Source organism: Bacillus mobilis (assembly GCF_001884045.1).
Classification (GTDB): domain Bacteria; phylum Bacillota; class Bacilli; order Bacillales; family Bacillaceae_G; genus Bacillus_A; species Bacillus_A mobilis.
In genome coordinates this window covers 65,545-92,541 of record NZ_MACF01000055.1, presented here as the reverse complement: position 1 = coordinate 92,541, position 26,997 = coordinate 65,545, and the positions used below count along the sequence as shown (strand labels likewise).

Below are 26,997 nucleotides of genomic sequence, written 5' to 3'. Positions count from 1 at the left end.
TCCTGTTTTTATTCAAATTGTCTTTTTTCTAATCGATCAATGGCTTCGCGTTTCTTCTCGTTATTAATATTAGTATAAATACTAGTAACTTCAACAGAGGTATGGCCAAGTTGATCGCGTAATAATACTAGATCCTTATTTTCTTTATAATGATTTGTAGCATAGGTATGTCGTAGTTTATGAGGACTGCGTTTTTCATCAAATGCACTTGTATATTTATCTACTAAATTTTGTATGGCACGGACAGAAAGCTGGGTGTATTTTCCTTGGTACCTTGTTACAAACATAATTTCTTCTTCTGGAGGACAACCATACCTTTCTTGGCGTACTTTCAAATACTCTTGTACATCATCTAGACTGGATTGAGTAGCAAGTATGGATGATTTTTTATTCCCTTTACGAATCACTTTGATAGTTTTTTGGCGGAAATTAACGCTAGATAGGCTAAGACTTGCTAATTCTGATACACGTAGCCCTGTACCTAAAATAAGGCTAATTAAGGCAATATCACGTTCTTTGTCACGTAAAAAGTAATTGTATTTACGAGTAGAAGTTTCTTTCAGAATAAATTCATAATCGTTTGCTAGAAAGCGCAGGAATGCAGCATCATCATTATTATTAAATATCATATTCGCTACATCATCTGCTCTTGCTGCAGCATCTATTTTTTCTTTATGTAATTCTATTTTATCCATTACATTTCGTGAAAGATAGCTATTCCCATATTCATCTTCAGTTTTTTGTGAAAGGTATTTAAAAAGAGATTTTAAAGCCGAAAAGGTCCTGTTAATTGCTTTGATTTCAATACCTTCACTCTTAAGGTACATATGAAATCGATTCACTTCATTTAAAGGTAGGCTTTCTAACAATTCAATTGGAATTTCATGTATTTCAGTTGCGACATTTCCATTTATGACCGCTATTCGTTTCTCAATCATCCATTTAAAAAACTTTTCAAATTCTGTTATATATCCATATAAAGTAGCAGGGGAGAGCATTGCTTTCATTTCTATATATTCTACTACATACCAGGGCATATTTTTTTTGTGCTTTTCGACAAGTGATTTAAAGCGTTCTTTTTCTTTGTTACTCATTTTATACACCTCTAATACTTTGGAGTATTATACTGATTTACTTTTGGGAAATTCCCAATTAGATTTTTTTAATTCGGGATGAATTTTTTGAATAATTAATTCTGCTTTCATCATTATCTCTTCAAAACTCTCCGTTAAAAAGTCAAACTTCCATTTATATAGGGAGTTATATACTCTAGGTATTGATTGCCTACGAGCAATATTTCCCTTAATTTGGGGATTTTTAGATACTATTGAAATAATATTTGATTTTAATTGATGTAATTCTTGACTTGAAAGATACCCTTCCGTTGGTAATTTAACTTTTAAAATAAGATCTTGATAATTAAATTCCCAATAGAATGTTATTTTTTTATTAGAAATGGTTTTATCTAACCATCCTGGTTCCCAATTCATAATTGGATTATTATTACCACTGTAAATATTCCAGGCTATTTCGTTTTTTGAATTGGATTTTAGATGTTTGTAAAGGTAATAAAAAGCAGTGAAATGCGTACGATACCCGTTCTTGCGCCAAGAATCTTTATCTTTAATATTAGTTAAAGTAGGAAGTAAGTTCTTAATGGTTTTACCTTTTTTTAACTCGACTTGCAAAGAGTCCATCCAATCCCTGTATATATAGTGCTCACTATCAATGTTATTAAAGGCAGACATGATATCATTTAAGCAAAAAGTATTAAAGTGCTTATGTTTTGGAATCTGACAAATTTGAGAAGATCCAAACAGGAAAAGAATAAATATAGCATCTTCGCTGCTGTGAAAACCATCGTAGGTTGCAGTAAGTTGGTCTTTTTTGGCTATAGTGTCAACTTTCATTTCGATTACTATATATTTTAGGTCACCATTATTTAGTGTTATTTCAATAACAAGATCCACTCTTTTTCCACTTCCGATAGAAAATTCGGGTTTACACTCTATAAAATCAATATCCGAACTTTTGAAAGGGGGGAGGATGCCACACATTTTATATAAATTGCGAAGCACATTTGATTTTTCGTTGTGATCAATCAATTCATTGCTTGAGTCTAACAACCATTTTATAGCACCTGTATGAACTTTTTCAAACTGATACCCTACAATATCTACAAAATTAGATCTCACAGTAAAAAACATCCTTTCATAGTGGGAAATTTGATTATTGTAAAAAGACATAAAACTCTAAACTAAAATATCATGAGCAATCGTTGATAAACAGCCATTATCATAAAATTTGTAGGTACTTTCATGTCTCAGTGCTGGGACATGAAAGTCTAAACTTTTTGAACAAAGGACAAGAAACTCTAAACTACTTAGTCAGTAATAATACAATAAAATGAAAGTAGCTAACAACCGCGTTATCGATTATGATTTGTGTGCCATGAGTACCTTCTACAATTCACTTGTAATTTCTTATTACTTATTTACTTTTTTGCTTTTTGATAGTAATCGTTAATGGCTTCAGCTAATATATCTACAGTCCGATTTAGTTCATCCAAATTATTATCTACACCGCCAATCTCTACTAGCATAGCATGTGGAGATAAGTCTTGATTATAGACACCATTTCCTTCTCTTCGATCTTTTACGAATATACCTCGACTAATACCATAATAATTTTTGTCTAGATAAGAATTGATGGCTTTAGCAAATTGTAAACTCTGCTGAAAATGTTTATTTTCTTTACCAACAACAAAATAGAGTCGACCATACGATTTCCCGTTTATCATTTTTGTCGTTAACGGTTTTCGAGAAGAATCTCGATGAATATCAACGAGGTACTGGATATCCCTATTTTGTGCAAGAGTTTCTTGGACAACTTCTCTGGAAACGTTATATGAACTAGGATAACTTAATCCTCGTTTTAATAACATATCTACTATGTCTTTCTTATTATTTATAGCACCAATTCCTTTTTCTTCAAGTTTGATTTTTAACCTGTCTCCCAACAAGGACACATTCACTTTATCGCTAGATGCTGCATTAGGATCAGTAGTACCAGGGAGTAAGGGAAGAAAGGATTCTCGACTATGAGAATGGTAAATGAAAATGGATTTTTGCTGAATATTATTTGTTGAATTTTCGGATTGTTTTTTTTGTGTAGCATCTAAATTAGCGTTTCTTTGTTTTGTAAGTTCTTCTAATGAAACATTTGGTTCTTTAGGAATATTACTTTCATTAGTTCCTTCTCCAGCTACAGCAATTTCTGAATAATATGTTGAGAATCCAGGAAGTTCATTCTTTATGAGAGTTGGTATATCGTTTAATTTTATATTGGTTACTAAAGAAAAAATGGTAGAGGAAAGGTTCAATGAATTTGTTTGTTTCTTAAATTCTTGTGTGAAATAATGGTTCTCTGTTTCAAGTGCATATAAAAAACTAGTCAATGATTGAGTTTGTGACCAGTTTTGTAAAAAGGAAGCTTTTAAATGAGATAAGAGAGAAACACTAATAGCAGATAGGAGAAATAATAGTTGAATACAAAAGATAAACGTTAAGATTCCTTTTTTAATACTTATTTTTTTCTTATAGGTATAGTTAAGTGCCAATATACCCCTCCTCTCTCTAAATTATATGTACAAGCTCTTTATATCAGACTATGAAAAAGAGATAGATTTTAAAAAATTAGTAGAGTTTTTCACCAAAAAACGTACATCTCTTTTTGGGATGTACGTTTTTGTGTCTGGGGGAATTGACTTTGATATTAATAATTAAATTATGCTATGTCATTATGATTTGTTGCGTGTTTTAGCTGCTGGATTTCATGTCGAAGTTGCTTGTTTTCAGCTAATAATTTTTGATCCGTATCTGTTTGGTTATTGTGGTTTCCTCCTTTTGAGTGATGGTTTCCTTTACGCATACCTTTCATACAAAATAACATCATGAGAGGGCATAGTAAGATAAGGAGAAGGTTTAACCATTGCATATTTTCAACCTCCATCTGATAAGTAGTGTTTATGCCGTGTTAATTACAGGATGAAGTTCCTGTAGTTACATTATAAAAAAGAAGTTTAAAGAACTTATGCAGAAAAAGTATGGAAAATAATGAATTAAGATTCTTCTTTATTGGTATACCATTTCTTAATTTTTCTTTTGTTTGTATGACAACAACCATTTTTATTTGTTAATCTTATAATGGAAAATATTAAAATAGGGAATAGAATAATGATGAAAAGGCTTAACCATTGCACATAATTCACCTCAGTTTATTTATTATAAATTGTTATTAAACCCTATAATGAAAGACCCGTCAAATTATTGACGAGCCTTTCATTAGGAAAATACTTTACTTTTTAAGAAGAATAGTAAAGATAGTCCCGTGACCCAATTCACTTTTTACAGAAATACTCCCTCTATGCAATTCAATAATTTCTTTTACAATTGCTAGACCTAGACCACTACCACCTGTAGCGCGAGTACGAGATTTATCAACTCTGTAAAATCGTTCGAAAATATGAGGAAGATCTTTTTCAGGGATACCTTCTCCTTCATCTTTCACTATAATTTGGATACTTTCCTTTTTATCTGTAACCATAACAAATATTTTAGAATTTACTTCAGAGTGGGAATATGCATTGTTTAACAGATTGAGTATAACTTGTTCAAAGCGCTGTTCATCAAGTAGAAGAACAAGATCTTCTGGACATGAGAAAATGATATGAATATTTTTTTCAGTATAAGCTGGTTGAATTTTTGCTACTATATGTTTTAACAAATCATATAGATTAGTTTGCTTTGTATTGATAATAAAGTTATGCTTTTCCATTTTAGCTAATTCAAATAAATCTTGAACAAGGCCTGTTACATGATCAGCTTCTTCTTTAATAATAGAAAGATAATGCTTCTGATCTTGTGTAGACATCTTTGTTTTTAAAATAATATCAGCATACCCTCTAATATATGTTAAAGGTGTTCGAAGTTCGTGTGCAACACTTGCTAGAAATTCACCTCGTTCTTTTTTCATATAATTTAAATCGTCTGCTAGCTTTTGAATAGAGTGTGCTAATTCTCCCACTTCATCTTTTCCATTAATATTTAAAGACACTGATAAGTCACCCTTACTCATTGTTTCTGTTGCTTTTTTCATTCTAATTAGAGGCTTTGTTAGAAATCTTGATAATAAGAACATAGTTATAACCGTAATGATGAAAGTAATAGCTCCAACAAATATAAATTGATACGTTAAGCGCTGAATCATTTGTTTAATGGAGTCAGTACCTAAAAACATGTATACATAGCCTTTAATTTCATTATCGATTTGAATGGGACTAATGGTACAAATATAATTAGATGTTTTCCAGTGGTCCTCTGCAACACTACCGTTTGTATTAACATCAGGCATTTTTGTATATAGATGTTTTTCCATGGAAGCATCTACATCGCTTGATTTTGCAAGTATTTTACCAGTTTTAGAAGTGATTACAACTTTTGTTTCAGCTTCAGACTCCATGAGAGCTACATGGGATATCGTTGGATTATCAAAGTATTTCTCCAAAACATCACGGTGACTATTTCCTCTGGCAAGGAGCGATTTCACTTCTTCTTGAACTCTTGTATCGACTAAACTGTAATACAATAAGAGAAATAATATGCTTTCAATTAGAAAGGTGCAAATAAAAAAATAAAATCCAAATTTAACTGAAATACGCTTCATAAAAATCCACTATCCTTGTTGTTTGATAAGATCATATCATATATCTTTCTCTTCATGTGCCCAGCGATATCCAATTCCGTATATAGTCTTAAGGTGCTCATTAATTGGAAATGATGCTTTTCTTAATTTTTCACGTAAGTTTCGAATGTGGGAATCTACAGTTCGATCCTCAGTTTCTGACGCATGCCCCCAAATACGTTCAATCAGTTGTTCACGAGTAAATACGTAATTTAAATTATTTAAAAATAAACCAAGTAGTGAAAATTCAATTGGGGTAAATAAAAGTTCATTTCCATTCATAGCCGCAGTGTGTCTGGCTTCATCCCAAATTAATCCTTTATATTCAATTTTATGGTGACGCTTTGTCCTACGAAGAACAGCTTCTATGCGGGCTAATAACTCTTCTTCATGAAATGGTTTTGTAACATAGTCATCAGCACCTTTTTTTAATCCTTGTATAACATCTTGTGTATCATCACGAGCAGTTAACATAATAATTGGTACGCTACTGAATTCACGGATTTTGTTGCAAGTTTCCCATCCGTTCATTTCAGGCATCATAATATCTAACAATAGTAAGCGAAATTCTTTTGCTTCCACTAAAGAAATTGCTTCTTTACCAGAAGTTGCTTTTATACAGTGATATCCCCGTGGGGTTAAATATAATGAAAGTAAATCTAACATACGTGGTTCATCATCCACCAATAGAATGTCTATCATAAAAATCCTCCTTAAATAAGATAATACCTAAGCAAAAGATATTTTACTAAAAAATATTGAAAAAATTGTGCAGGTCTTTTTTAATTTGCCCATTTTCCATCTCCATAATTTCTCGATAATCGTTTTATATAATAACCTTGAACAAACAGAAGGAGGAGTTTTTCATGAAGAGATTTGTATTAACAGCAGTTACAGTCTCCGCAATATCTTTAATTGCCGCATGTTCTGCGACTACAAATACAACAAGTGATCAAAAAAATATGAATGATAAAAAGGTAACACAAACTGAAACGGCAACAAAGCCGTTACAAGTTGTAAAAGGGCCAGAAGTTACTCTAGTGGCGAAAGAAGAGAAACAAAAACTAAGCAACGGTGTTGTTGTTCCGGTATGGACATTTAATGGATCATCTCCTGGACCAGAAATCCGTGTAAAAAAAGGTGACAAGGTTAAAGTTACATTAAAGAATGAACTATCTGCACCTGCGTCTATTCACTGGCATGGGTATCCGGTTCCAAATAATATGGACGGCATCCCGGGAGTTACACAAGATGCGGTTGAACCTGGAAAAAGTTTTACCTATGAATTTGAAGCAAACGTACCAGGAACGTATTGGTATCATTCACATCAAGACTCTGTTAATCAACTAGATAGAGGATTGTATGGCGCTCTTGTTGTAGAAGATACAAATGAAAAGTATGATAAAGATTACACATTAATGTTAGATGAATGGGTAACAGATAAAAAAGAAATTGATAAGCAAATAAAAGAAATGACAAAAGGTAAAGTAGAAAAAACAGACGGTGATGCGAAAAAGAATGATGATATGAAAGGCATGGATCATTCGGGTATGGACATGGGAAGTGACAAAAAAGACTCTGGTAGTATGGAAGGCATGGACCATGGAAATATGAAGATGGATAAAAATAAAGAGTCGAATGGAATGCAAATGGAAGGCCATGATATGAGTATGTATGATTTATTCACAATCAATGGTAAAAGTGGGGATTTAATAGAGCCATTGAAAGTGAAAAAAGGTGACAAGGTTCGACTTCGATTCGTTAATGCTGGTTATCTATCACATGATATCCATGTTCATGGTCATGATATTAAAGTGATTGCGACAGATGGCCAACCAATTAATGATCCAAAGGTTATAAAAGACCAAGTAATTTCAATTGCACCAGGTGAACGGTACGACGTTGAGTTTACAGCTAACAACCCTGGAAAATGGTATGTTGAGGATCATGCAAAAGATAAAGGGGCAAAAGGAATGAAAGCTGTTATTGAATATGATGGCAGCAAAGAGATGAAAGATAAAGCAAATGAAAAAGAAAAACTTCCAAAATTAGATATGACAAAATACGGTGCAAAGAAATTAGGAGGTTTTACATTAGACCAACAGTATACTGCCACATATACAATGGATTTAAACACTCAAATGAATGGAAATGAAATGGTATACACAATTAATGGAAAAACATTCCCTGATATTGATCCAATTCAGGTGAAAAAAGGAGATTTAGTAAAAGTAAAATTAGTAAACAAATCTAAAACAGATGATCATCCAATGCATTTACACGGTCATTTCTTCCAAGTATTAAGTAAAGATGGAAAGCCAATAGAAGGTTCTCCAATTATAAAAGATACCCTTAACTTGAAACCAGGAGAAGAATATGAAGTAGCCTTTGTAGCAGATAATCCAGGTGAATGGATGTTCCACTGTCACGATTTACATCATGCTTCAGCGGGGATGGTAACAGAAGTGAAATATAAAGATTACAAATCTGATTATGTTCCAAACCCTAATATTCCTAATATGCCAGAGTAATTTTAAAATCACATAACTTACTATATACTAATCTAAAGCAGCTATCTCTAAGATAGCTGCTTTATTGAATAGTTTAATAAAAGAATGTAATTTTGGGATAGCAGAATAAAATATAGCTCGTTTAAACTGTAAAATATTTAGAATAGATTAATATGTAATAGGAAATAACTAACAAACGATATAAAAACTATCGTTTGAGGTGAAAAAATGGGAATAAGAAAAAATCAAGCATGTTTGACAGATGAAGAGAAGGCAGCTTTTGTAGATGCAATTCAGGAACTAAAAAGAAATGGAGAATATCAACCCTATGTTGATGTACATCGTAAACATTTTTTTCATCCTATACATCAAAGTGCAATGTTTCTCCCATGGCATCGTGAATTTCTTCATAAATTCGAAATTGAATTACAAAAAGTTAATCGAAATGTGACAATTCCATATTGGGATTGGACGGTTGATAATTCAATAACATCTTCAATATGGCGAGGAAACTTTATGGGAGCATTTACAGGGCTGAATCGTCAATTAGGTGCAAATCCTTTTTTGCCAACTCGTACTCAAGTTAAGGAAGCTATAGATACAACGCCCTATGATACAGCTCCCTGGAGGCAGGTAACAAGTGGTTTTAGAAGTGCATTAGAAGAGTTGCATAATGGTCCTCATAATTGGGTTGGAGGAGTTATGGCAGGAGCAGGATCACCCGAAGATCCAGTTTTTTGGTTGCATCATAGCAATATTGATCGTCTTTGGGCTATATGGCAAAGAGAACATCTTAATGAACCTTATTTACCAACTAGTGGTACAACAGGTGCAGATGAATTGGGACTAGATGATCCAATGCATGAATTTAGAGAAGGAGAAAAAAATACATTAACTCCGAAAGACGTACTAGATCATACATCTCTTGGATATCAATATGATAACTATTCGTTAGATCCAGTAGACTGTTGAATTTAATTCAGCAGTTTTTTTGAGGAGATGAATTAAAATAAAACAAGACAAGACCCTATTTAATACATATCGGGGGGATAGTTTATTGGTTTATCGAAAAAGAAAGAAGTTTATTTTATTACCAGATTATATAAGTGTAATAAAGAAACCTATATTACACGTGAAGGTGTGATTCTAATATAAATGATTATGATATTGGAAAAATCGTAATGTATTAAAGCGAGGTCTTAAAAGTTTTATTAAAAGGTGACAACAGTTTATTCATTTATAACTTTTTAGAATACAACAAGTTTAATTAAAGAATATATTATTTTTTGAGTTGTGAAAAGACCGTGTGCATTTACTAAATAGGTGGGGCGTTACCCCTTATAGTATGTTTTTGGGCATAGCTTCTAATATAAGGTTCAAACCAAACTATGAATCAAAAAACGCTCCAGAACAAATGCTGAAGCGTTTAAATATTTATTTCAAACTACGATTTAAAAAAGCTTTCGTTCGTTCAAACTTTGGGTTCATAAATAAGTCCGTAGGATTACCCGATTCAACAATCTCTCCATTGTCCATGAAAATAACCTTGTTTGCCACTTCTTTAGCGAACCCCATCTCATGCGTAACCACAATCATTGTCATTTGCTCTTGAGCTAGATCCTTCATGACTTGTAATACTTCACCAGTTAATTCTGGATCCAAGGCAGAAGTCGGTTCATCAAATAACATGAATTCTGGATTCATCATTAACGCTCTAGCAATTGCGACTCTTTGTTTTTGTCCACCTGAAAGGTTAGCGGGGTATGCATTTGCCCGATCAGAGAGTCCAATTCTCTCTAGGAGTTCACCACTTCGCTGATGAATGTCAGCGGATAGTTCCTTTTTTAACATTTTAGGAGCTAGCTCCAAGTTCTCTTTGACCGTAAGATGTGGAAAAAGGTTAAAATGCTGAAAGACCATCCCCATTTTACCAGTAATCTGTCTAATTTCTTGAGGTATTGCGTATACTCCATCTTTCACTAGATAATCGCCAGATACACAGATGCTACCGTTGTCTAACTCTTCGAGATAGACGAGACTGCGAAGCATCGTGCTTTTTCCAGAGCCAGAAGGACCGATTACTGCTATTACATCATTTTTATTTATATCAAAAGAAATTCGTTTTAGCACATCTAGATTGCCATATGATTTTTTTAAATTGGATATTTCAATAATCCCCATACTTACCACTCCTTCCTATTCAAATTTGAATCGACGTTCCAACCATTTAAAGAACATAGTTAATACGAGCGTCATGATTAAATAAATGAGACCTGCCACGAAAAATGGTGTGATTGTAAAGTCCCGATTGACAGCAGTTTGAGCAAAATGTAACAATTCTGGTACAGCAACCGCATAGAGCAGGGCGGTATCCTTAATGAGTGTTACAGATTCGTTAGCTACAGCGGGAAGTGCTATACGAAACATTTGAGGAAGTATAACTCTTCTCATCGTCTGCCATTTACTCAAACCGAGAACTTGAGATGCCTCATATTGGCCTTTATCAATCGCTAAAAGACCGCCACGAAAGATTTCTGCAAAATATGCAGCATAGTTCAAAATAAACCCTAAACAGGCAGCGACAAATCGATCCATAACCAAATATTCACCAATCACAGGTAGCAACGGCAATCCGAAGCATATAAATAGTAATTGAAGTAATAGTGGAGTTCCACGCAATACGTAAATATAACCTTGAGCAAGCCAAGACAGTGGCTTTAAATTACTTCTTACAGCCAGTGTTAATAAAAAACCCATTGGAATTGACACCACAATGGCAATCAAAAATAAGAGGACTGTCATTTGTGCTCCTTCCAGCATTGGCATAAGAATTGAATTAATATAATCAAAAGACATAAAAGGATTCCCCCAAAAGCAAAACAGGGTACCATAGGGAAATCCTGTTTTGCTCTATATTCTTAATTATTTTAGTATTTTATTTTCTCCAAACCACTTTTTAGAGATCTCTGTAGCAGTACCATCCTCATTCATCTCATCAAGTGCTTTTTGAAGTTTCTTAAGTAGGGCATCATTACCTTTCTTAACACCTATTCCATATTCTTCTGGAGAAAGAAACTCGTCCAATATCTTAAAAGTATCTTTCTCTTTAGTCATATAATAATTAATAACGACTTCATCAATAATTACTGCATCTAAACGACCACTCTTTAAATCATTTAAGGCAGAAACATTGTCGGCAAACTCTGTAACGGTCTTAATTTTAGATTTGATAGGATTAGAATTCAAAGCATCTGATGCAGAAGAAAGGGATTGAAGACCTACAACTTTTCCTTCTAAATTATTTAGTTTAGTAATAGGTGAATCAGCCAAAGTGACAACCACCTGTGCATTCTTTAAATAAGGCTTTGTAAAAAGAACCTTATTTTTACGGTCATCTGTAATTGTGTAGCCGTTCCAAATGAGATCAATTCGACCACTACTTAACTCAGACTCCTTTGTTTTCCAATCGATGGGTTGAAACTTAACCTTTGTTCCCATTTTTTCTGCAGCTGCTTTAGCATAGTCAATGTCAAAACCAACAATTTTATTACTCTCATCTCTGAACCCCATAGGTGCAAATTTATCGTCGATACCAATTACTAATGTGTTATCCTCTTTTTCTTTCGGTTTAGAGCAGCCTGTAATAACCGAAAATACCGCCGCTATTATTAAAATTATAGTTATTAGACGTTTCATTTTATAAAATACCACCTTTAACTGAGTTTTATTTTTCTTTAGTTTAGGAATTCCCCTGACATTTTATGAATTTTGTAGATACAGTATTTGAGCCTTAGTAAATACCGAATTTTAGGCATTTCTTACAACAAACAAATGTTATTAAAATCCATAAAGTCTACTTTTCATTTCCATAGCTGTATAACTCCTTTGTATTAGTTTTGTTCACTTATCATTTTTTCTAGCTTTTTTGAAAATAAAAAAGAGCCATGTAGATAAAAAATACCTACATGGCTCTTTGCCTGACGTAGGTACAACGGGAATAACCCTTGTACCTACGCGTAATTTTTCCGCTAGGTTTCAAGGGTTAAGTGTGATGATGATGTTGTTTTTGTGCAAATGTAACTAAAGTTGTATTTGTAAGCATAGTTGTTTGCTCCCTTTCTCCTCTGATTTTGAAGTTAGTATACTACATGTTTTTTTAATTGAAAAGAAAAATATAATTTTTTATAAAAATACATATATATGATTAAAGATTTTAATGGGATTTTATTGTCTTGAAGAATAATGTAAGGGAGAATTAATTTCTAAAGTACTATAGCGAGAGTAGAGAATGTGCAAGGGCTATTTAAATGTTGAGTAAGTATGAACAAGCAAATATGGAGATATAAAATTCAATGAGAAATGGAATTGATTCATTAAAATGAAACAAAAACCTATTTTATACCTATCTAGGGTATGGTATTATACTTTTAACAAAAGAAAGGAGGTTATTTATTATTGAATTTTTTAATTGTTGATAAAGGAACCTGTATTACATGTGCAAATGTGGTCCTAATATAGATGATCAAGATAGTGAAAAATCGGGAATGTATTTGAGTGAGGTCCTATGAGTTTTATTCAAAATTGGAAATACCATATTCATCAATGACTTTTAAGACTACCAAAAAGTTTAACTAAGAAAAATATTCCCTCTTCAGTCGAGAATAGGTAATGAATGTTTATAAATTAATATAAAAATTAAGGTTGTGAATCCAAATGAAATCAAATGAAAAAATGGTTAAAATAGCTGTTAATGGTGGTATATCATTCGGTGCAATGTTGAACGGAAAACAATTGCTAGCAATTGCTGAATATTTGAATGATGGTGATGAACTGGAGCTAACCACTTTCCAACAACTTTACATTGAAGTACCTGAAAGTAATGTAGAACAAGTGAAAGAAAGTTTTAGGGAAGTTGGTTTATCTTGTTATCCAGTGGGCAACTTTACCAAAAGTCTAAGAACCTGTAATTTCTGTAAAGGAGAAGAAGAAGAAGGTATGCCGGTTGCAATTGAATTAAATAAACGAATTGCTGGGAAACCAGTACCTTTTACACTCCGTCCTGCCTATACTGGTTGTCCGGTTGGCTGTGGTGAACCTCTTGTAAATGACATTGGAGTAATGAAAATAAGAAATGGATATGATTTATATATTGGTGGTAAAGCAAAAGGAAAGGATGCTCAAATGGGGGTTTTATTTATGGAGCAATTATTACCTAAACAGCTTTATGAGGCAGTTGAAAAGATAATTGATATCTATTCTGAACATGGTAAAAAGAGAGAGCCTTTTTCAAGGTTTATTAATCGATTTGGATTAGAGAATCTTAGAAGTCAAATTGTCGGATGATTGTTTTTAGTCAGACCTTTAAAATTTTTAGGAGGTATTATGCATGCTAAAGGAAATTAATCTAACTGAGCTTGAACAGCAAATTTCAGTAATAAGTAAACCGATATTATTAAAGTTTACTGCAGAATGGTGTCCTGGATGTAGACAATTAGCGCCAGTAGTTGAAAGTGTTTCTGAGCAATTTGGTAATCAAATTGTATTTTTTGACGTTAACGTTGACAAAGAAATCGATTTAGCAAAAAAGTTTGGTGTGATGAGTATACCGACACTGGTATTATTGAAAAACGGAAAAGAAGTTGATCGTGTCACTGCTCCTGCTCCCAATGAAGATGTAATTGTAAGTTTTATCAAAAATAATTATAATGCATAAATAAAAAGAGTTATGAATTGATTTTTGTTTTTTGTAAAAGTCTATTGAATACAATTAAATCAACCAGATTAAAAATTCGAATGAATTTTTATTTGTAAATATGTATCTATGTAAGAAGAGAAGGGAGAGAGCCCCCTTCTCTTCTTACTTTAATTAAGTAGCGTAAGTATTACTCAATTGAATTAATATTATATAAGGATATATTTATTTAAGAGCACATAACAGAAAATCCCTTATTAATTAGGTTACTAAAAGTTAAAGGGGAAATTTTATTCTTTTCTAATATAGAAACTTTGCACAGGTTCTGCAAAGTTGCTTTGTATAATAACTAAGGGGTATATAGATAAGCTGTTAAAATGAAAATTACCATTGTACTTTGTTTATCTACTGTTGGGAGCAGCAGGAGAATAGTAAGAAATATGAACACTACTCAAAATGTGCATGTTTCTCTAACTTATATTAGCTTACAAAGGATGACTTTGTATAAACAGAAAATGATACCTCTATTTAAAATGGCATATACGGGAGTAGGTGAAATGATATAAGAGAGAAGGTAATAACTAAATAAAACGCTTATGAAGTGTTGTTTTAAGGATACAATATTTTTTCAAATCAGTATAAGACTTATTCTTTTTTGATGTTATAAGTAAAATTAAATGGATTTCTAGGATCAACATCAATAGCTATATAACTTGATAGAGATCAACATGTATTTAAACTCTTTTACTTAAAGAAATGTAAAATATATTTACGGGAAGGTGCCTTACACTTATGAAAAAAATCCTAGCTAGTATGGCAGTAGCTTCTGTTGCAGGAGGCACAGTTATTGGTACTGCTCAAGCACAAACATCTATAGCACCAGAAGACACGCAATCCAAGCAAGCTTCTGATGTAGTAACGCATGAAAATCGAGTAACAGTAAATGTAGACGCATTACGTGTCCGAACAGGCCCAAGTACATCTAATACAATTCTAGGACTGGTATCAAAAGAACAATCTGTACCAGTAGTAGATGAAACTGAAGATTGGTATAAAATTAAATATAATAACACGGAAGCCTATGTAAATAAGGAGTATGCAACTCCTAATCATATAAAAGTAAGTACTACAACTTTACGTGTTAGAACAGGTCCAAGTACATCCAACTCTATCTTAGGACTTGTAGGTGAAGGAGAAATATTACAGGTCACTGGGGAAGCTGATGGTTGGTATAAAATTAAATATAATAATAGGGATGCTTATGTTAGTAAAGACTATGTATCAATTAATAAATCATTAGTAAAATCCAAAAAACAAAAGGTGCAAGCAAGTAGAAGTTATACAGTGAACGTATCTTCTCTTAGAGTTAGAACAGGTCCAAGTATGTCTCATCCAGTAGTGAGTGTAATGAACAAAGGTCAGGTTGTGCAAGTGGTAGGAGAAGTCCAAGATTGGTATAGAGTAAAATTGAATGAGGGATTTGCTTATATAAACAAAGATTATGTATCCCGCGGAACAAATAATACCGCTAACCTTCCACAATCGATACAGACAGAATCTGTTCAACAGAACGGTACATACATAGTAGATGCTGCTGTTCTACGTGTTAGAACAGGTCCCGCAAACTATCATCCTGTTATCGGAGGAGTCCTAAAAGGACAAAGTTTACAAGTAGTGGATATAGAAAACGGTTGGTATAAAATTAAGTATAACAACCGTACAGGGTATGTGAGTGGTGAATTTGTAAAATTTTTAAAAGGTTCTTCTACTCAAGAGCAAACTCAAACAAAAGAGAAACTAGAACAAGCACAGCAACCAAATCATGAGCAAGAGAAACAAGAAGTAGCTCAACAATCAACTCGTGAGCAAGAGAAACAAGAAGTAGCTCAACAACCAACTCGTGAGCAAGAGAAACAAGAAGTAGTTCAACAACCAACTCGTGAGCAAGAGAAACAAGAACCTGCTCAAAACTACTATGTTAAGTCTAGTTCTCTAAATGTCAGAAGTGGAGCAGGTATGAATTATGAAGTAATTGGAGTTGTTGAGCCTAATCAAAAAATTCAAGTTGTTGGACAGCAGGCTGGATGGTATAAAATCAATTACAATGGAAAAACAGGATTTGTAGGTATGAACTATCTTTCAAAAACAAAGGTAGCTACCGTGGAGGAACAACCACCTTCAGAGGTAGGTACAACAAATGAAAATACAGCAAGTGGTTTCATTAAGCCAGCTGCTGGAAGTTATACTTCTGGATTTGAAAAACGCGGTGGACAAATGCATTATGGATTAGATATTGCTGCCTCTGGCACGGTATCCGTTTCAGCAGCAGCAGATGGAGTGGTTACACGTTCTTACTATTCGGAAAGTTATGGGAATGTCGTGTTTATTTCTCATAATATGAATGGACAAACATACACAACTGTATATGCTCATTTAAATAGTCGTTCTGTTTCAGCTGGGCAAAGCGTAAAACAAGGACAACAAATTGGGTTTATGGGGAATACCGGTCAATCCGAGGGACAACATTTGCATTTTGAAGTTCATAAAGGTGAGTGGAATGCTCAAAAGAGTAATGCTGTAAATCCAAAACTATATATTAAGTAAAATGCTTTTTAATTTAAATAACGAAACTAACAGTCACTCATCAAGTTAAAAAAAGGTATTATTTCCAATTTACAAAAGCGCTATTTTTCTGTGGAATTATGGAGAAATAGTGCTTTTGTATGAGTTTTCCAATTCAACATGACCTACAACATCTACTGTTTTCATAGTTATATCGGCATTGCACAAGTTGCTTCGCCTAAAGTAGTGTTTGTTAATATAGGTGCATCGTTTACAATGTCTTTTGTTTTTCACTTCAGTTAATATTATTATTTATTATTGCTAAGGTTTTCAAAAACTAAGAACAAAAGATATATTCGAGAAAATATATCTTTACGATACTAAATAGATTTCAAGAGAATTTTTCCTAATGCTGATTATTACTTTGCTCAATAATGCTTAGACTTTAGAAATAGAAATAGAATTATAAACTGAAAAGGTGTTTTCTGAATGTAAAAACACCTTTGGTTACCACTTTATTTTGCTAAGTTTCCTGTGAAAACTCATCCACTCATTTCTTCACCTATTGAATTCATATATATTACGAATGACCTATTTCATTTTTTCTATTATTATTACAGGTTTATTATAAGGGTATAAATTGTATCAAAAATACGGTGGTATGATCGGAAAACTGGTGTTTCTCGATTGATAACTCGAATTTTATTTATAATATCGAGGACAATCCCGAAATCTTGTTCTAAAGAAGTCTTTATTTGTTTTGCATTTTCTCAAGGTTTATTTTCTGTAAATTCAGAAATACAAAGAACTTTCCTCTTATATATATTTTGTATAGCTGGTGCTATACAAAGTTGATAGATAAAGAGCAAAATGAAAATCAAAAATAGAAAGATAGCTGATGCGTTCTGCTTTATATTGATTGGAAATTCTAATATTTTTGTAGATCAATTATTAATAGTATCAATAATCATTTGAGGAATAGTAGATAGCATATTCAAACTAGATGGAAGGATTGCTATCGTACGAAGTGTGTTCGCTAAAGGGAGCGAATAAGTAAAAGAATTGATAGCTGACAGTAACTTAGTATGTCCTTTCATCATATATTGGAATCTGTGAAGTTGATTGGTTGGTGGTAAAATATTATTCCAATTTATCATACCTAAAGTCGAATTTTTGATATTCAATTTTATTCCTCCTCTTCTAAAAGGCTATCATTTTCTATAGGGAATTTTTCAACTAAATAGAAAAATCAAACTGCAACTTCATTAACATTTTTCTTGCTTTCAGTAGATAATTCCACAATAACTTCTGTACTATATGGCTATCAGTGAGAATATATTTGTCATGTTGAAGGAAGAGAAAAAGTGATTTTATTAAAACGGATGGAGGGATTGATATGTCTAAAACGAAGTGGCATTTAAAAGGTGAGTGGTTCGATGTCTGCAGTTGCAAACTTCCTTGTCCCTGTACATTTGCTCAAGAGCCTACGAACGGGGATTGTCTCTTTACACTGGTATGGCAAGTCCACGAAGGGTATTACAATGACATACGATTAGATGGTTTCGGAGTAGTAGCCCTTGGTGAATTTGCAGGGAATATGTGGATTGGCGATCCCGATGCGACGATGAAGTTGATGTTCTATATTGATGAACGTGCTGATCAAGATCAGCGTAAGGCTCTTGAACAAATTTTCACCGGAAAGGTTGGAGGTTGGGCGGGGGAATTTGGCAGCCTCATTAGCGAACTACGTGGAATTGAGTATGCCCCCATCAAGTTTGATGCTGCAGATGATTTAGCCTATTGGCGAGCAGAAATTCCAAATAAGGTATCCGTTGGTGCTGAAGCTCTTACAGGTCCAACAGCTGATCCAAAGCGTCGAGTTCAACTACACAATCCGCCGGGTTCTGAAACGGGTCCAGGACAAATTGCCACTTGGGGTGTTGTAAAAGAGGATAAAGCCATTGGATTTGATTTCTCTCATGAATATAAAGGAAAATCCAGTAAACATATTCCTTTTGATTGGAAAGTAGGCTCTTGATGAATACCCAAGAAAAACAGCCACTAATTATTCGATTAATTCGATCACGAACGATAGGTAATATTCCTTTGACAGCAATTCTCTTAACGATAACAATTATTGCTTGGATGATTATGCTGGATCACTATAATATGACTAGTAGTAATGGCATGGTTCTAGGTACATTTGGCTGGTATGTGGGTATGTGGGTAACGATGACGGCAGCTATGATGCTGCCATCCGTCACACCCATGGTCATTACCTTTGCTCGCGTGTCAGCAGAGCGTACCCGAAATCTGAAGATTCCACTTGTATCCACATGGGTTTTCCTTATTGGATATCTGATAGCTTGGACTACATATGGCCTAATTGCATATGGTCTTTATTTGATCATTGACTTATTGAATCTTGGTTTCCTTGCATGGAATCAACAAGGGCCTATCGTTGCCGGTCTCACCGTAGCTTTAGGAGGACTCTACCAGCTTACACCACTCAAACAAGCTTGTTTACGACATTGTCGAAATCCTCTTCATTATGTATTAAACGGTTGGCGTAGCGGCCGGCTTGGGGCAATACGTATGGGCGTCGAACATGGATTTCATTGTGTAGGTTGTTGCTGGGGGCTGATGGTTATTTTATTTGCAGTCGGTATTATGAATTTGTTCTGGATGGGGATTATAACTCTGCTTACTTTTCTTGAGAAGATACTCCCCTCAGGTGAATATTTTTCAAAAATAATTGGTATAGGGCTAATAGTATTAGGAATCTGGATAGTGTTTGATCCAAGCAGCGTTCCTTTTTTGGTAGAACCAGATATTTCATCTCATGGTACACATACTTTGAGTGAATAAATGAGGTTACTTTAACAGTATTTTTAGCAGTGTTTTTGGATATAGGTTCAGGCTTAAAGGATAAAGCTAAGATAAATCGAAAAGTAGCTTAATGTCTTCTACAAAATTAATATAAATTATTATTAGGAGTTCTTGTATTTATAAGTAAAAACCAAACCCCAGCCGTTCAAAGCTGAAGGGATGGGGTTTGGTTTTATATTTACTTCTTTTTGCTAGATGAGTTTATACTGACCAATGAAAATCTATTTTAATATTCCGAAGTTTCCCTTCATAGCAATTATATCTTCTACTACAGTGGAGATACGGGAAATATCCAGTTTTCTAGAAGCGTTGTCATGGTCCAATTCCAGTTCTAATACCATAACAACAGATTGCTGCACTATTACAACAATTACATTTTATGTATACGATCAATTCGGTAAAGTATTTTAACTGTTAATTTTTATATCCAGTAAAGAAGAGTATCGTAAATCCCTATAAGAATCATAAAGAGACCCGCTGTAAATTGAATTATTTTTCCAACTCTTCGACTCTTTTTAAGTAAAGAGCCACTTAGGCCAAGATATGCAATAATTAAAAGTAAAAGGATAACTGGGATAGCAGTTCCTGCTGCAAAAAACATTGGAAACCAATATCCATTGTTAGATGATAAAGATAGAGGAATTAGTGTTCCAAAAAATAAAACAAACATGGTAGGGCAGAATGCTAAAGAAAAGATAAATCCCATAAAAAATGAACCAACTTCTTTTTTCCTCTTAAAAGCAAGAATAGGAACATGTAAAGAGAAAGAACTTCTTATTTTTATTATTCTTACTAATATGAGTCCGATAAATATTAGCAACGGACCTATAAATCTACGAAACCATGGAAAGTATGAAGTTAATGATTGTTGTACTTCTTTCCCTAGAAACCATACTAATAATCCAAGGGACGTAAAAGCTACTATTTTCCCTAAAGTAAATAACAAAATATGCTTCCAAGAGATACCTTTCTGTAGAGACTGATTTCCATAGAGAGTCATTGCACTAATGTTTCCTGTCAATTGACATGGTGCAAGAGTACCTACTACACCTAATAAAAACGAAAAAAGAATAGGTATTGATTTAGTGGAGTTAGCGATGTCTATAAAGGGTGACATGAGTTGATAACTCCATTGACTAATTGTTGAAAACAAGTTGTATTCACCTTTCTGAATTATATTTGGGATATATAAGTATCACTCTATTTATTTTTTATATTAATGATTAGTTATATTCTAAATTCCCATTCTTAACGATTTGTTTCCATGTATTTCCGTCATCAGTAGTAAGAAATACATTTGCTTTTATGGTGGCAAAAACTATTTCAGCAGGATTTTGAGGATTTTGAGATATATACATGATTTGATCTTTAGAATCTAAAGCTGGAATGTTTAAATCTGCTCCCTGACTCGTAGCAAGGGGTTGCTTCATCAATTGTTGTTGTTGTTGTTCAGTTATGTAAGAGTAAATAACATCCTCACTTCCCAATGTTAGTGCAGTTGTTTCTTGTGATTTAGAGAACAATTTAAATGTATTACCATTGTCTGTAGATAAGTAGATTCCATTTTTGGTACTCATTGCAACAACACTGGATTTATCAGGATGTACAGCAAATGAGCTAACTGCACTTGAGATGCCATCTAATTTACCCTGCTTCCACGCATTTCCGTTATCTGTACTGTAATAAAATCCATTTTTCAGTTTAGAATTTGGGCGTTCATTATATACATATACAGTTTCGTTATTGTATCCTGCAGCAAGGTTATGGAAATCCGATTCACCATAAAAAGCTAGTTTTTTAAAACTTGCTCCTCCATCATTACTTTTAATTAATCCTAATGGGTTTTTTAAATCCGAACTTGGTTCAGGATGACCACTTGCAAAGAATCCATTTTTTGTAGCTTGAAAGCCCATATAATCATGTTTTTGCTCTTTTGATTCTAACCATTTTCCATTTTGATATATTTTTATTCCACTGTGAGTTGCAATTGAAACTCCGGTTAGGTTTCCAGGGTATCCAATCCCATGTATATGTTCAATTTTTCCTGATGAAATTTCTTTATACAAGTTTTGAGCAATAACATTTGATGTTACATTATTTTCTTTATTTGTATCCCGTCTAGCTTGGGAAACCTCTTCTTTCTTTTGGGATGGTTCTTGTCCATTAGAACAAGCTGTGACTATAAAGATAGATGTAATAGCTAAACTACTGATTAATATTTTTTTCAATGTTGCGTCTCCTTTCTAATATACAATTAATGCTCTAAGTATAATGAAAAATTGTCGAGAAATTATGAAGCTGAGGATAGTGTGAATCCCAAAATACGTTGGGAAAGAAAAATATAATTGCAATAAAAAAGCAGGTATTCGATTGATTTAGAATCGAATACCTGTATATAAATTTTAATAGGAAGGGTACACGGAAAGTAAAGTAAAGATTGCGTGGAGGCAATAGTCAATTTTTAATGCTGTGCCAGCAACTTGATAAATTAAGTATAAAAAACTATTATCAAGAAATTATGGAGAAAATGACGATTTTTATACTCTTTCTAATGATTTATACATTAAAGAGTTTTATGTGTTTACCAGAACATAATAAATCCTTTGCATACTTCTAAAACAGTTTATTATTAATTTAAAGATAACCAGAAAAAATTATTAAGATGTTTAGTTCTAGCAACTTGGAATCTATATAACTATACTTCATTAGATTAAAACGCTTTAACAAAAAAAGGTTGATATATTTTTAATGCATGGTAGCATAATTCTAAATATTACGTAGGGGGTGGCGTATATAAAGTTTAATAAATATTTATTATTTGTATTGTTATTACAAATGTTCTGTATTATTTTATTTTTCAGCACAGCACTAGCTAGATTGCCTGAATTCATCGCGGATATTTTATGGATGGTAGTTACAGTGATTGGATATATATTTGGTTTTGTATCGCTGCTAAAAGAAAGTAAAAAAGAATTGCCTATACTAATAATTCTTCTGTCCTTTGTGATGACTACTTTTTTTGTGTTTGCATTGCTTCTTTCAGGAATGTAATAACTACGTATCGATAATAAAAGGAGTGAAAAAATAAATATTGGTTTAGGTATTACAATCTTATTAGGGATACTTGCATTCATTGTACGAAACAAAAAATGATTCACTTTTTTCAGATTGATTGTGCTAAGTATACTCTTATCTATTTCATTGTTGAAGGGTGTATATGATCCATTTGCAAATAATCATGAAAATCATAACTAAAATAAAAATTTTATAGTTAATAACCTAATAAATTCGAAAAGAATATTTAGAGGATAATTATGAAGACAAAACTCAGGTGTTCAATTTGTAGCGAGCGAGACTTTACTATAAAAAGCTGTTTACTTCAAGATATAGTAAACAGCTTTTTGAGTACAAAATTATTAGTTTTCGTGTTGATTGAATGGCTAATATTTCTAGGAGATTTTAAGCAGTTAATGATTTGAGATTAACTCGCCATTAGCTTGCAAGCTTCTGCGCATCGGAAACAAGCATCGGCACATTCTTTACAATGCTGATGTTCATGTTTTTTACACTCATTTCCACATGCTTCGCAAATTTTAGCGCACAGCTGACAAATTTCTTTCGCGAAAGGGCTATTACTGCTCATTGATTTAGCAGCAAGTGCACAAATATCAGCACATTCTCGATCTAATCGAATACATTCTACCATCATTTTAACGTCTGATTCTTGCAAACATGCACTATAACATGAATTGCAAATTTCCATACATTTTAAACATTCCTCGATACAAGCTTGATACATATTTTGCATTGTTTTTTTCTCCTTCTAATAGTTTATTTATAGTTGTTGAAAATGGATTATCCATGCCTCTATTAAAGTGCGTTTATCTCCAATAATTATGCGGGATTTTTTATTAGTTTATTTATTGGTATTATTTGACAACGAGTAATAATAGCCCAACATTTATTGTGTTGGGCTGTTATTTATATTGCTATTTTTTATGAGATTTCTCATGAAGAGAGAGTAGCTAAATCTTTTGATATAAAAGATAACAAAGGATAGGGTGATATTATGATTATGTCCATTATTCTAATGCATTATTGTTTAGTTCATTATAACGTGTAGTTGCTAAACCTTTTCGTCTACGATAAATCATAAGAAGAAGCGAAATGATGATAAGGGATATTGACATAACTTGAGCCATACGTAAGGAAGATGTAAGCATTAGACTGTCAGTTCGCAGTCCTTCAACGAAAAATCGACCTATAGAATACCAAATTAGATAGCTTAAAAATATTTCACCTCGTTTTAGGCTTCCTTTTCGAAGTATTAACAAAGTAACAAATCCAATTATATTCCAAATGGATTCATATAAGAACGTAGGATGGTAGTAGGAACCATTGATATACATTTGATTAATTATAATATCAGGTAATCGTAAAGACTCTAAAAATGTACGAGAGACTGGACCACCATGAGCTTCCTGATTCATAAAATTACCCCAGCGGCCAATTGCTTGACCTAAAATCAAACTTGGAGCTGCTATGTCGGCTAGCTTCCAAAAAGAAATATTTCGTTTCTTTGTAAACACTATAGTGGTTACAATAGCACCAATGAGTCCACCATGAATTGCAATCCCACCATTCCAAATAGCAAAAATTTCGTTGAGGTGATTTTTATAATAAGCCCATTCGAAAAGTACATAATAAATACGTGCTGACAGAATGGAAATCGGTAATGCGTATAATACTAAGTCTGTAAATGTATTAGAAGGAACTTGTAGTTTTTTGCCTTCACGAGTGGCTAAGATTAATCCGAGTAAAATCCCAATTCCAATAATAATTCCATACCAGTAAACGGTTAAAGGACCAAACTGAATTGCTATGCGATTTAAAGGTTGAATAGATAAAAGATTCATTGTATAGTTTCATCCTTTCTTTATGTTTGCGCTATTTAAAGTTAATTTTTTTATTTTGTCATAAGTAATAGGACCAATAACATTCTCTGCAATTATTCCATTTGAATCAATAATATATGTTGTAGGAATAGTAATAATTTTGTATTGTTTCCTGATTTCTCCCTTAGTATCAAGTAGAATAGGAAACGAAATCTTATATTGTTTAGTAAAATCCTTTACTTGCTTTGTATTAGATTCGTTATCTGTTAAGTTTACTCCAATGATAATAATATTGTTCTTCTTATAATCCGAATAAAATTGTTGCATATCTGGCATCTCAGATTTACAAGGTGGACACCATGTAGTCCAAAAATTGAGTATTACCGTTTTTCCACGTAATGATGATAACTTTACTGATTCTCCAGTCAGTGTTGACAAAGTAAATTCAGGTGCTTGTTGATCTTTTTCTAAACCAACAGAAAATGTAGAAACACTTTTTTTGTCTGTATTGATCGACTGAGGTGCTTGAGCTTTAGGAGTTTCAGATGTAGGGCTTAGGAACTTAAACCCCAATATCAGTACCACTGCAAGGATAGCAACAATTCTGATTTTCAATAAAATACCTCCTTTGTACATGGTTCCTTTACTTTAAAATAAAATTGTGCATTTCTTATGGAGAGGCAAGACAAAAGGAAAATTAAATATAACCTTCATAATTTCTTCATAATTTTGTGATAACATTTGAAAAATGAAAGGTACATTCCAAAGTTTTTTAGACACATTATTTTTGGAACCGCTTTTCTAAAAGGGTATAAGTTACTTCAGCTATTGAAAGACAGAATGTTATTCCTTACAATGAAGGGAAGGGAGATATGAAAAAAAGGTCTCGTATTGCAAAAATTAGATTGGTAGGATTAGTATTTACTTTATCCTTAGGATTAGCTGCATGCAGTAACAATGGGGAGAAAAAAGTGGATCAAAAGGATATGAAGAATATGGATCAAAAAGATATGGATAAAATGGACCATGGGTCTATGAAAAAAGACGAAAAAAAATAACGATCCGAACTTTTTTTAAAATTTATCTAAAAAAGTATTTCTTATAACTTATTCAGCCTATTTAGCCTATCAAAGATGGAATATATTATTTATTATGAATAGGTTTAGTTACATATCACTTGTTCGTATTACTGAGAAAAACACTAGCAAAAGCTCTGCTAGTGTTTTTCTTTGTTTAGATAAGTATGCTGTAAAACAAGTAAAAATGTTTTAAAGCAGAATATCATTTTATTCGTAAAAATATTTAAAAGTGGGGAATGTTAAGAGAGAAAAATGTATAAGTCAAAGTGTTGATATATTTATACATGATTCAAAACGAAGGAGGAATATAAATGAAAAAGATATTTAAATCATTCAATTTAGGAGTAATAGGACTGATATTGCTCTTGTCTTTAGGAGTGGTTGCATGTGGGAAAAGTAATGAAAACAATATGAATCATGAGAATATGAAAGATTTGGATCATGGCTCCATGGATAAAGATGAAAATAATGATATGAAAGATAAAGGAAATATGAAACATAAAGTTATGATTCCAACTGATTTTAATGCTAACGCAACAAATGGACTTTTGGTTACGAATACAAAGAATGTTACGCGCCTTAACACGAGTGATCCAATTCAGTTAGCTATACAGGTCTCTCAAACAATTTGGCCAGCGACGCACAAGGAAAATCAGCCCAGAGCAGTGATTCTTGTACCACTTGGATCATGGCAAATAGATATTGCGAGCGCGGACTTAATTCATCATCCAAATAACGGACCGGTTTTGTACATTGATAAGGATAATGTTCCAACTAGCACGTTAAACGAAATTAAGCGGTTAAACCCAGTCGGAACAAAAGATGGGATACAAGTGATGGTAATGGGAGATGTGAGTAATTCTGTTATTAATTCTCTAAAGGATTATAAGATTAAGCAAGTAAAAGGGACAGATAGTGCGACGTTTGCAAAAGATGTAGATAAATTGTATGCGAATGACACCGATGGATATCCATCAAGTGTTATTATTGGTTCTTCAGATGAAGAAGCGCGTCTATACACGACACCTATTGTAAATTGGATTGCTCATATGCCAGAGCCCTTACTATATGTAACCAAAAATGAAGTTCCTCAAGCTACAATTGAAGCTTTAAAAGAACGTAAAGGAAAAGCAAATATTTACGTGGTAGGACCGGAATCGATTATCTCAGCTGATGTAGAGAAGAAGTTAGGAGAACATGGAACGGTTACTCGGATAAGTGGTAAAGACCCTGTGGAAAATTCTATAGCATTTGCAAAGTTTAGAGACACAAAAACGAAATTTGGTTGGGGGATAACACAACCAGGACATGGAGTATCATTTGTGTCTACAGATTCTCCAGATCTAGCTGTTGTGGGGGCACCTATTTCACATTTAGGAAAACATGCACCAATTATTCTTTTGGATAAAGGAGAACCTACTCAACCGGTTTATGATTTCTTAGCAACTATCAAACCTATGTTTAAAGAATCACCAACTGAAGGCCCATATAATCATGCTTTTTTGTTAGGTACAGAGAAGGAACTTTCTAATAAAACACAAGGTATTTTGGATGAACAATTGGAAATTGTATCAGCAAGTGGAAAAGGTCATGGTGGTCACTAGAATTTTTTATTCAAATCTGTTCAA

At 33.1% G+C, this 26,997-nt stretch carries 24 protein-coding genes; 10 read left to right on the top strand and 14 right to left on the bottom strand.

Annotated features, from left to right (window positions below; translation table 11 throughout):
- Nucleotides 1-8: 8 nt before the first annotated feature.
- From xerS to BAQ44_RS09180, 6 genes are all read right to left on the bottom strand, one after another.
- Entirely contained in the window at nucleotides 9-1,094 is a 1,086-nt protein-coding gene (xerS, locus tag BAQ44_RS09205; RefSeq protein WP_000066152.1) for a tyrosine recombinase XerS, read from the bottom strand.
- A 27-nt stretch (nucleotides 1,095-1,121) separates the two neighbouring features.
- Nucleotides 1,122-2,207, bottom strand: a complete 1,086-nt coding sequence (locus tag BAQ44_RS09200) for a PD-(D/E)XK nuclease family protein (protein WP_002073815.1) — start codon at nucleotides 2,205-2,207, stop codon at nucleotides 1,122-1,124.
- Nucleotides 2,208-2,494: 287 nt separating this feature from the next.
- Complete coding sequence (locus BAQ44_RS09195) at nucleotides 2,495-3,619, bottom strand: stage II sporulation protein P (RefSeq protein ID WP_001207347.1); 1,125 nt, start codon at nucleotides 3,617-3,619, stop codon at nucleotides 2,495-2,497.
- A 167-nt stretch (nucleotides 3,620-3,786) separates the two neighbouring features.
- Nucleotides 3,787-3,996, bottom strand: a complete 210-nt coding sequence (locus tag BAQ44_RS09190; RefSeq protein ID WP_001198645.1) for a DUF2933 domain-containing protein — start codon at nucleotides 3,994-3,996, stop codon at nucleotides 3,787-3,789.
- Between the two features lie 360 nt (nucleotides 3,997-4,356).
- Nucleotides 4,357-5,724 (bottom strand): sensor histidine kinase, encoded by a 1,368-nt coding sequence (locus BAQ44_RS09185; RefSeq protein WP_000822722.1) that lies wholly within the window; start codon nucleotides 5,722-5,724, stop codon nucleotides 4,357-4,359.
- A 36-nt stretch (nucleotides 5,725-5,760) separates the two neighbouring features.
- The gene (locus tag BAQ44_RS09180; protein ID WP_000565448.1) at nucleotides 5,761-6,444 is read right to left on the bottom strand and encodes a response regulator transcription factor; all 684 of its coding nucleotides are present in this window, start codon (nucleotides 6,442-6,444) and stop codon (nucleotides 5,761-5,763) included.
- A gap of 164 nt (nucleotides 6,445-6,608) precedes the next feature.
- On the opposite strand from BAQ44_RS09180, the gene BAQ44_RS09175 reads away from it, so the two are divergent.
- Nucleotides 6,609-8,273: a multicopper oxidase family protein gene (locus BAQ44_RS09175; protein WP_000820021.1), complete on the top strand. Its 1,665-nt coding sequence runs from the start codon at nucleotides 6,609-6,611 to the stop codon at nucleotides 8,271-8,273.
- Between the two features lie 207 nt (nucleotides 8,274-8,480).
- Entirely contained in the window at nucleotides 8,481-9,224 is a 744-nt protein-coding gene (locus BAQ44_RS09170) for a tyrosinase family protein (RefSeq protein WP_000512863.1), read from the top strand.
- Nucleotides 9,225-9,686: 462 nt separating this feature from the next.
- Here BAQ44_RS09170 and BAQ44_RS09165 read toward each other — a convergent pair whose 3' ends face one another.
- From BAQ44_RS09165 to BAQ44_RS09155, 3 genes are all read right to left on the bottom strand, one after another.
- Nucleotides 9,687-10,433 (bottom strand): amino acid ABC transporter ATP-binding protein, encoded by a 747-nt coding sequence (locus BAQ44_RS09165; RefSeq protein WP_000511339.1) that lies wholly within the window; start codon nucleotides 10,431-10,433, stop codon nucleotides 9,687-9,689.
- Nucleotides 10,434-10,448: 15 nt separating this feature from the next.
- On the bottom strand, nucleotides 10,449-11,108 hold the full coding sequence (locus BAQ44_RS09160; RefSeq protein ID WP_000007171.1) for an amino acid ABC transporter permease: 660 nt from the start codon (nucleotides 11,106-11,108) through the stop codon (nucleotides 10,449-10,451).
- A 66-nt stretch (nucleotides 11,109-11,174) separates the two neighbouring features.
- Nucleotides 11,175-11,948: an amino acid ABC transporter substrate-binding protein gene (locus BAQ44_RS09155; RefSeq protein ID WP_000825672.1), complete on the bottom strand. Its 774-nt coding sequence runs from the start codon at nucleotides 11,946-11,948 to the stop codon at nucleotides 11,175-11,177.
- 1,017 nt (nucleotides 11,949-12,965) lie between these two features.
- Here BAQ44_RS09155 and BAQ44_RS09150 point away from each other — a divergent pair.
- The 5 genes from BAQ44_RS09150 to BAQ44_RS09125 all read left to right on the top strand — a co-directional run bounded on the left by BAQ44_RS09150 (nucleotide 12,966) and on the right by BAQ44_RS09125 (nucleotide 19,374).
- Nucleotides 12,966-13,595 carry an NAD(P)/FAD-dependent oxidoreductase gene (locus BAQ44_RS09150; protein WP_000839996.1) on the top strand — a complete coding sequence of 210 codons (630 nt, stop codon included), beginning with the start codon at nucleotides 12,966-12,968 and terminating at the stop codon, nucleotides 13,593-13,595.
- Between the two features lie 43 nt (nucleotides 13,596-13,638).
- The gene (locus BAQ44_RS09145; RefSeq protein ID WP_000910569.1) at nucleotides 13,639-13,965 is read left to right on the top strand and encodes a thioredoxin family protein; all 327 of its coding nucleotides are present in this window, start codon (nucleotides 13,639-13,641) and stop codon (nucleotides 13,963-13,965) included.
- A gap of 771 nt (nucleotides 13,966-14,736) precedes the next feature.
- Nucleotides 14,737-16,548, top strand: a complete 1,812-nt coding sequence (locus BAQ44_RS09140; protein ID WP_000721639.1) for an SH3 domain-containing protein — start codon at nucleotides 14,737-14,739, stop codon at nucleotides 16,546-16,548.
- A gap of 1,354 nt (nucleotides 16,549-17,902) precedes the next feature.
- Nucleotides 17,903-18,544: a DUF1326 domain-containing protein gene (locus BAQ44_RS09130; protein ID WP_000047658.1), complete on the top strand. Its 642-nt coding sequence runs from the start codon at nucleotides 17,903-17,905 to the stop codon at nucleotides 18,542-18,544.
- Nucleotides 18,544-19,374 carry a DUF2182 domain-containing protein gene (locus tag BAQ44_RS09125; RefSeq protein ID WP_001095946.1) on the top strand — a complete coding sequence of 277 codons (831 nt, stop codon included), beginning with the start codon at nucleotides 18,544-18,546 and terminating at the stop codon, nucleotides 19,372-19,374. The genes BAQ44_RS09130 and BAQ44_RS09125 overlap by 1 nt, the downstream gene beginning before the upstream one ends.
- A gap of 442 nt (nucleotides 19,375-19,816) precedes the next feature.
- On the opposite strand, the gene BAQ44_RS09120 is transcribed toward BAQ44_RS09125, so the two are convergent.
- Together BAQ44_RS09120 and BAQ44_RS09115 are read right to left on the bottom strand one after the other, a co-directional pair.
- Nucleotides 19,817-20,548, bottom strand: coding sequence for an urease accessory protein UreH domain-containing protein (locus BAQ44_RS09120; protein ID WP_000493107.1), 732 nt, complete (start codon nucleotides 20,546-20,548; stop codon nucleotides 19,817-19,819).
- A 70-nt stretch (nucleotides 20,549-20,618) separates the two neighbouring features.
- A complete protein-coding gene (locus BAQ44_RS09115) occupies nucleotides 20,619-21,623 on the bottom strand; it encodes a F510_1955 family glycosylhydrolase (RefSeq protein ID WP_000721963.1) in 1,005 nt (334 codons plus the stop codon).
- A 556-nt stretch (nucleotides 21,624-22,179) separates the two neighbouring features.
- Between BAQ44_RS09115 and BAQ44_RS30805 the strand changes: the two genes are divergently transcribed.
- Nucleotides 22,180-22,446 carry a hypothetical protein gene (locus tag BAQ44_RS30805; RefSeq protein WP_000323414.1) on the top strand — a complete coding sequence of 89 codons (267 nt, stop codon included), beginning with the start codon at nucleotides 22,180-22,182 and terminating at the stop codon, nucleotides 22,444-22,446.
- A 430-nt stretch (nucleotides 22,447-22,876) separates the two neighbouring features.
- Here BAQ44_RS30805 and BAQ44_RS09105 read toward each other — a convergent pair whose 3' ends face one another.
- From BAQ44_RS09105 to BAQ44_RS09095, 3 genes are all read right to left on the bottom strand, one after another.
- Complete coding sequence (locus BAQ44_RS09105) at nucleotides 22,877-23,203, bottom strand: four-helix bundle copper-binding protein (RefSeq protein ID WP_001180616.1); 327 nt, start codon at nucleotides 23,201-23,203, stop codon at nucleotides 22,877-22,879.
- Between the two features lie 274 nt (nucleotides 23,204-23,477).
- Nucleotides 23,478-24,311 carry a prolipoprotein diacylglyceryl transferase gene (lgt, locus tag BAQ44_RS09100; RefSeq protein ID WP_001050886.1) on the bottom strand — a complete coding sequence of 278 codons (834 nt, stop codon included), beginning with the start codon at nucleotides 24,309-24,311 and terminating at the stop codon, nucleotides 23,478-23,480.
- Nucleotides 24,312-24,320: 9 nt separating this feature from the next.
- A complete protein-coding gene (locus BAQ44_RS09095; protein ID WP_000702218.1) occupies nucleotides 24,321-24,905 on the bottom strand; it encodes a peroxiredoxin family protein in 585 nt (194 codons plus the stop codon).
- Nucleotides 24,906-25,162: 257 nt separating this feature from the next.
- Here BAQ44_RS09095 and BAQ44_RS09090 point away from each other — a divergent pair, with 257 nt between their 5' ends.
- On the top strand, nucleotides 25,163-25,348 hold the full coding sequence (locus BAQ44_RS09090) for a hypothetical protein (protein ID WP_000747418.1): 186 nt from the start codon (nucleotides 25,163-25,165) through the stop codon (nucleotides 25,346-25,348).
- Between the two features lie 332 nt (nucleotides 25,349-25,680).
- Nucleotides 25,681-26,973 carry a cell wall-binding repeat-containing protein gene (locus BAQ44_RS09085; RefSeq protein WP_000718097.1) on the top strand — a complete coding sequence of 431 codons (1,293 nt, stop codon included), beginning with the start codon at nucleotides 25,681-25,683 and terminating at the stop codon, nucleotides 26,971-26,973.
- Nucleotides 26,974-26,997 lie beyond the last annotated feature (24 nt).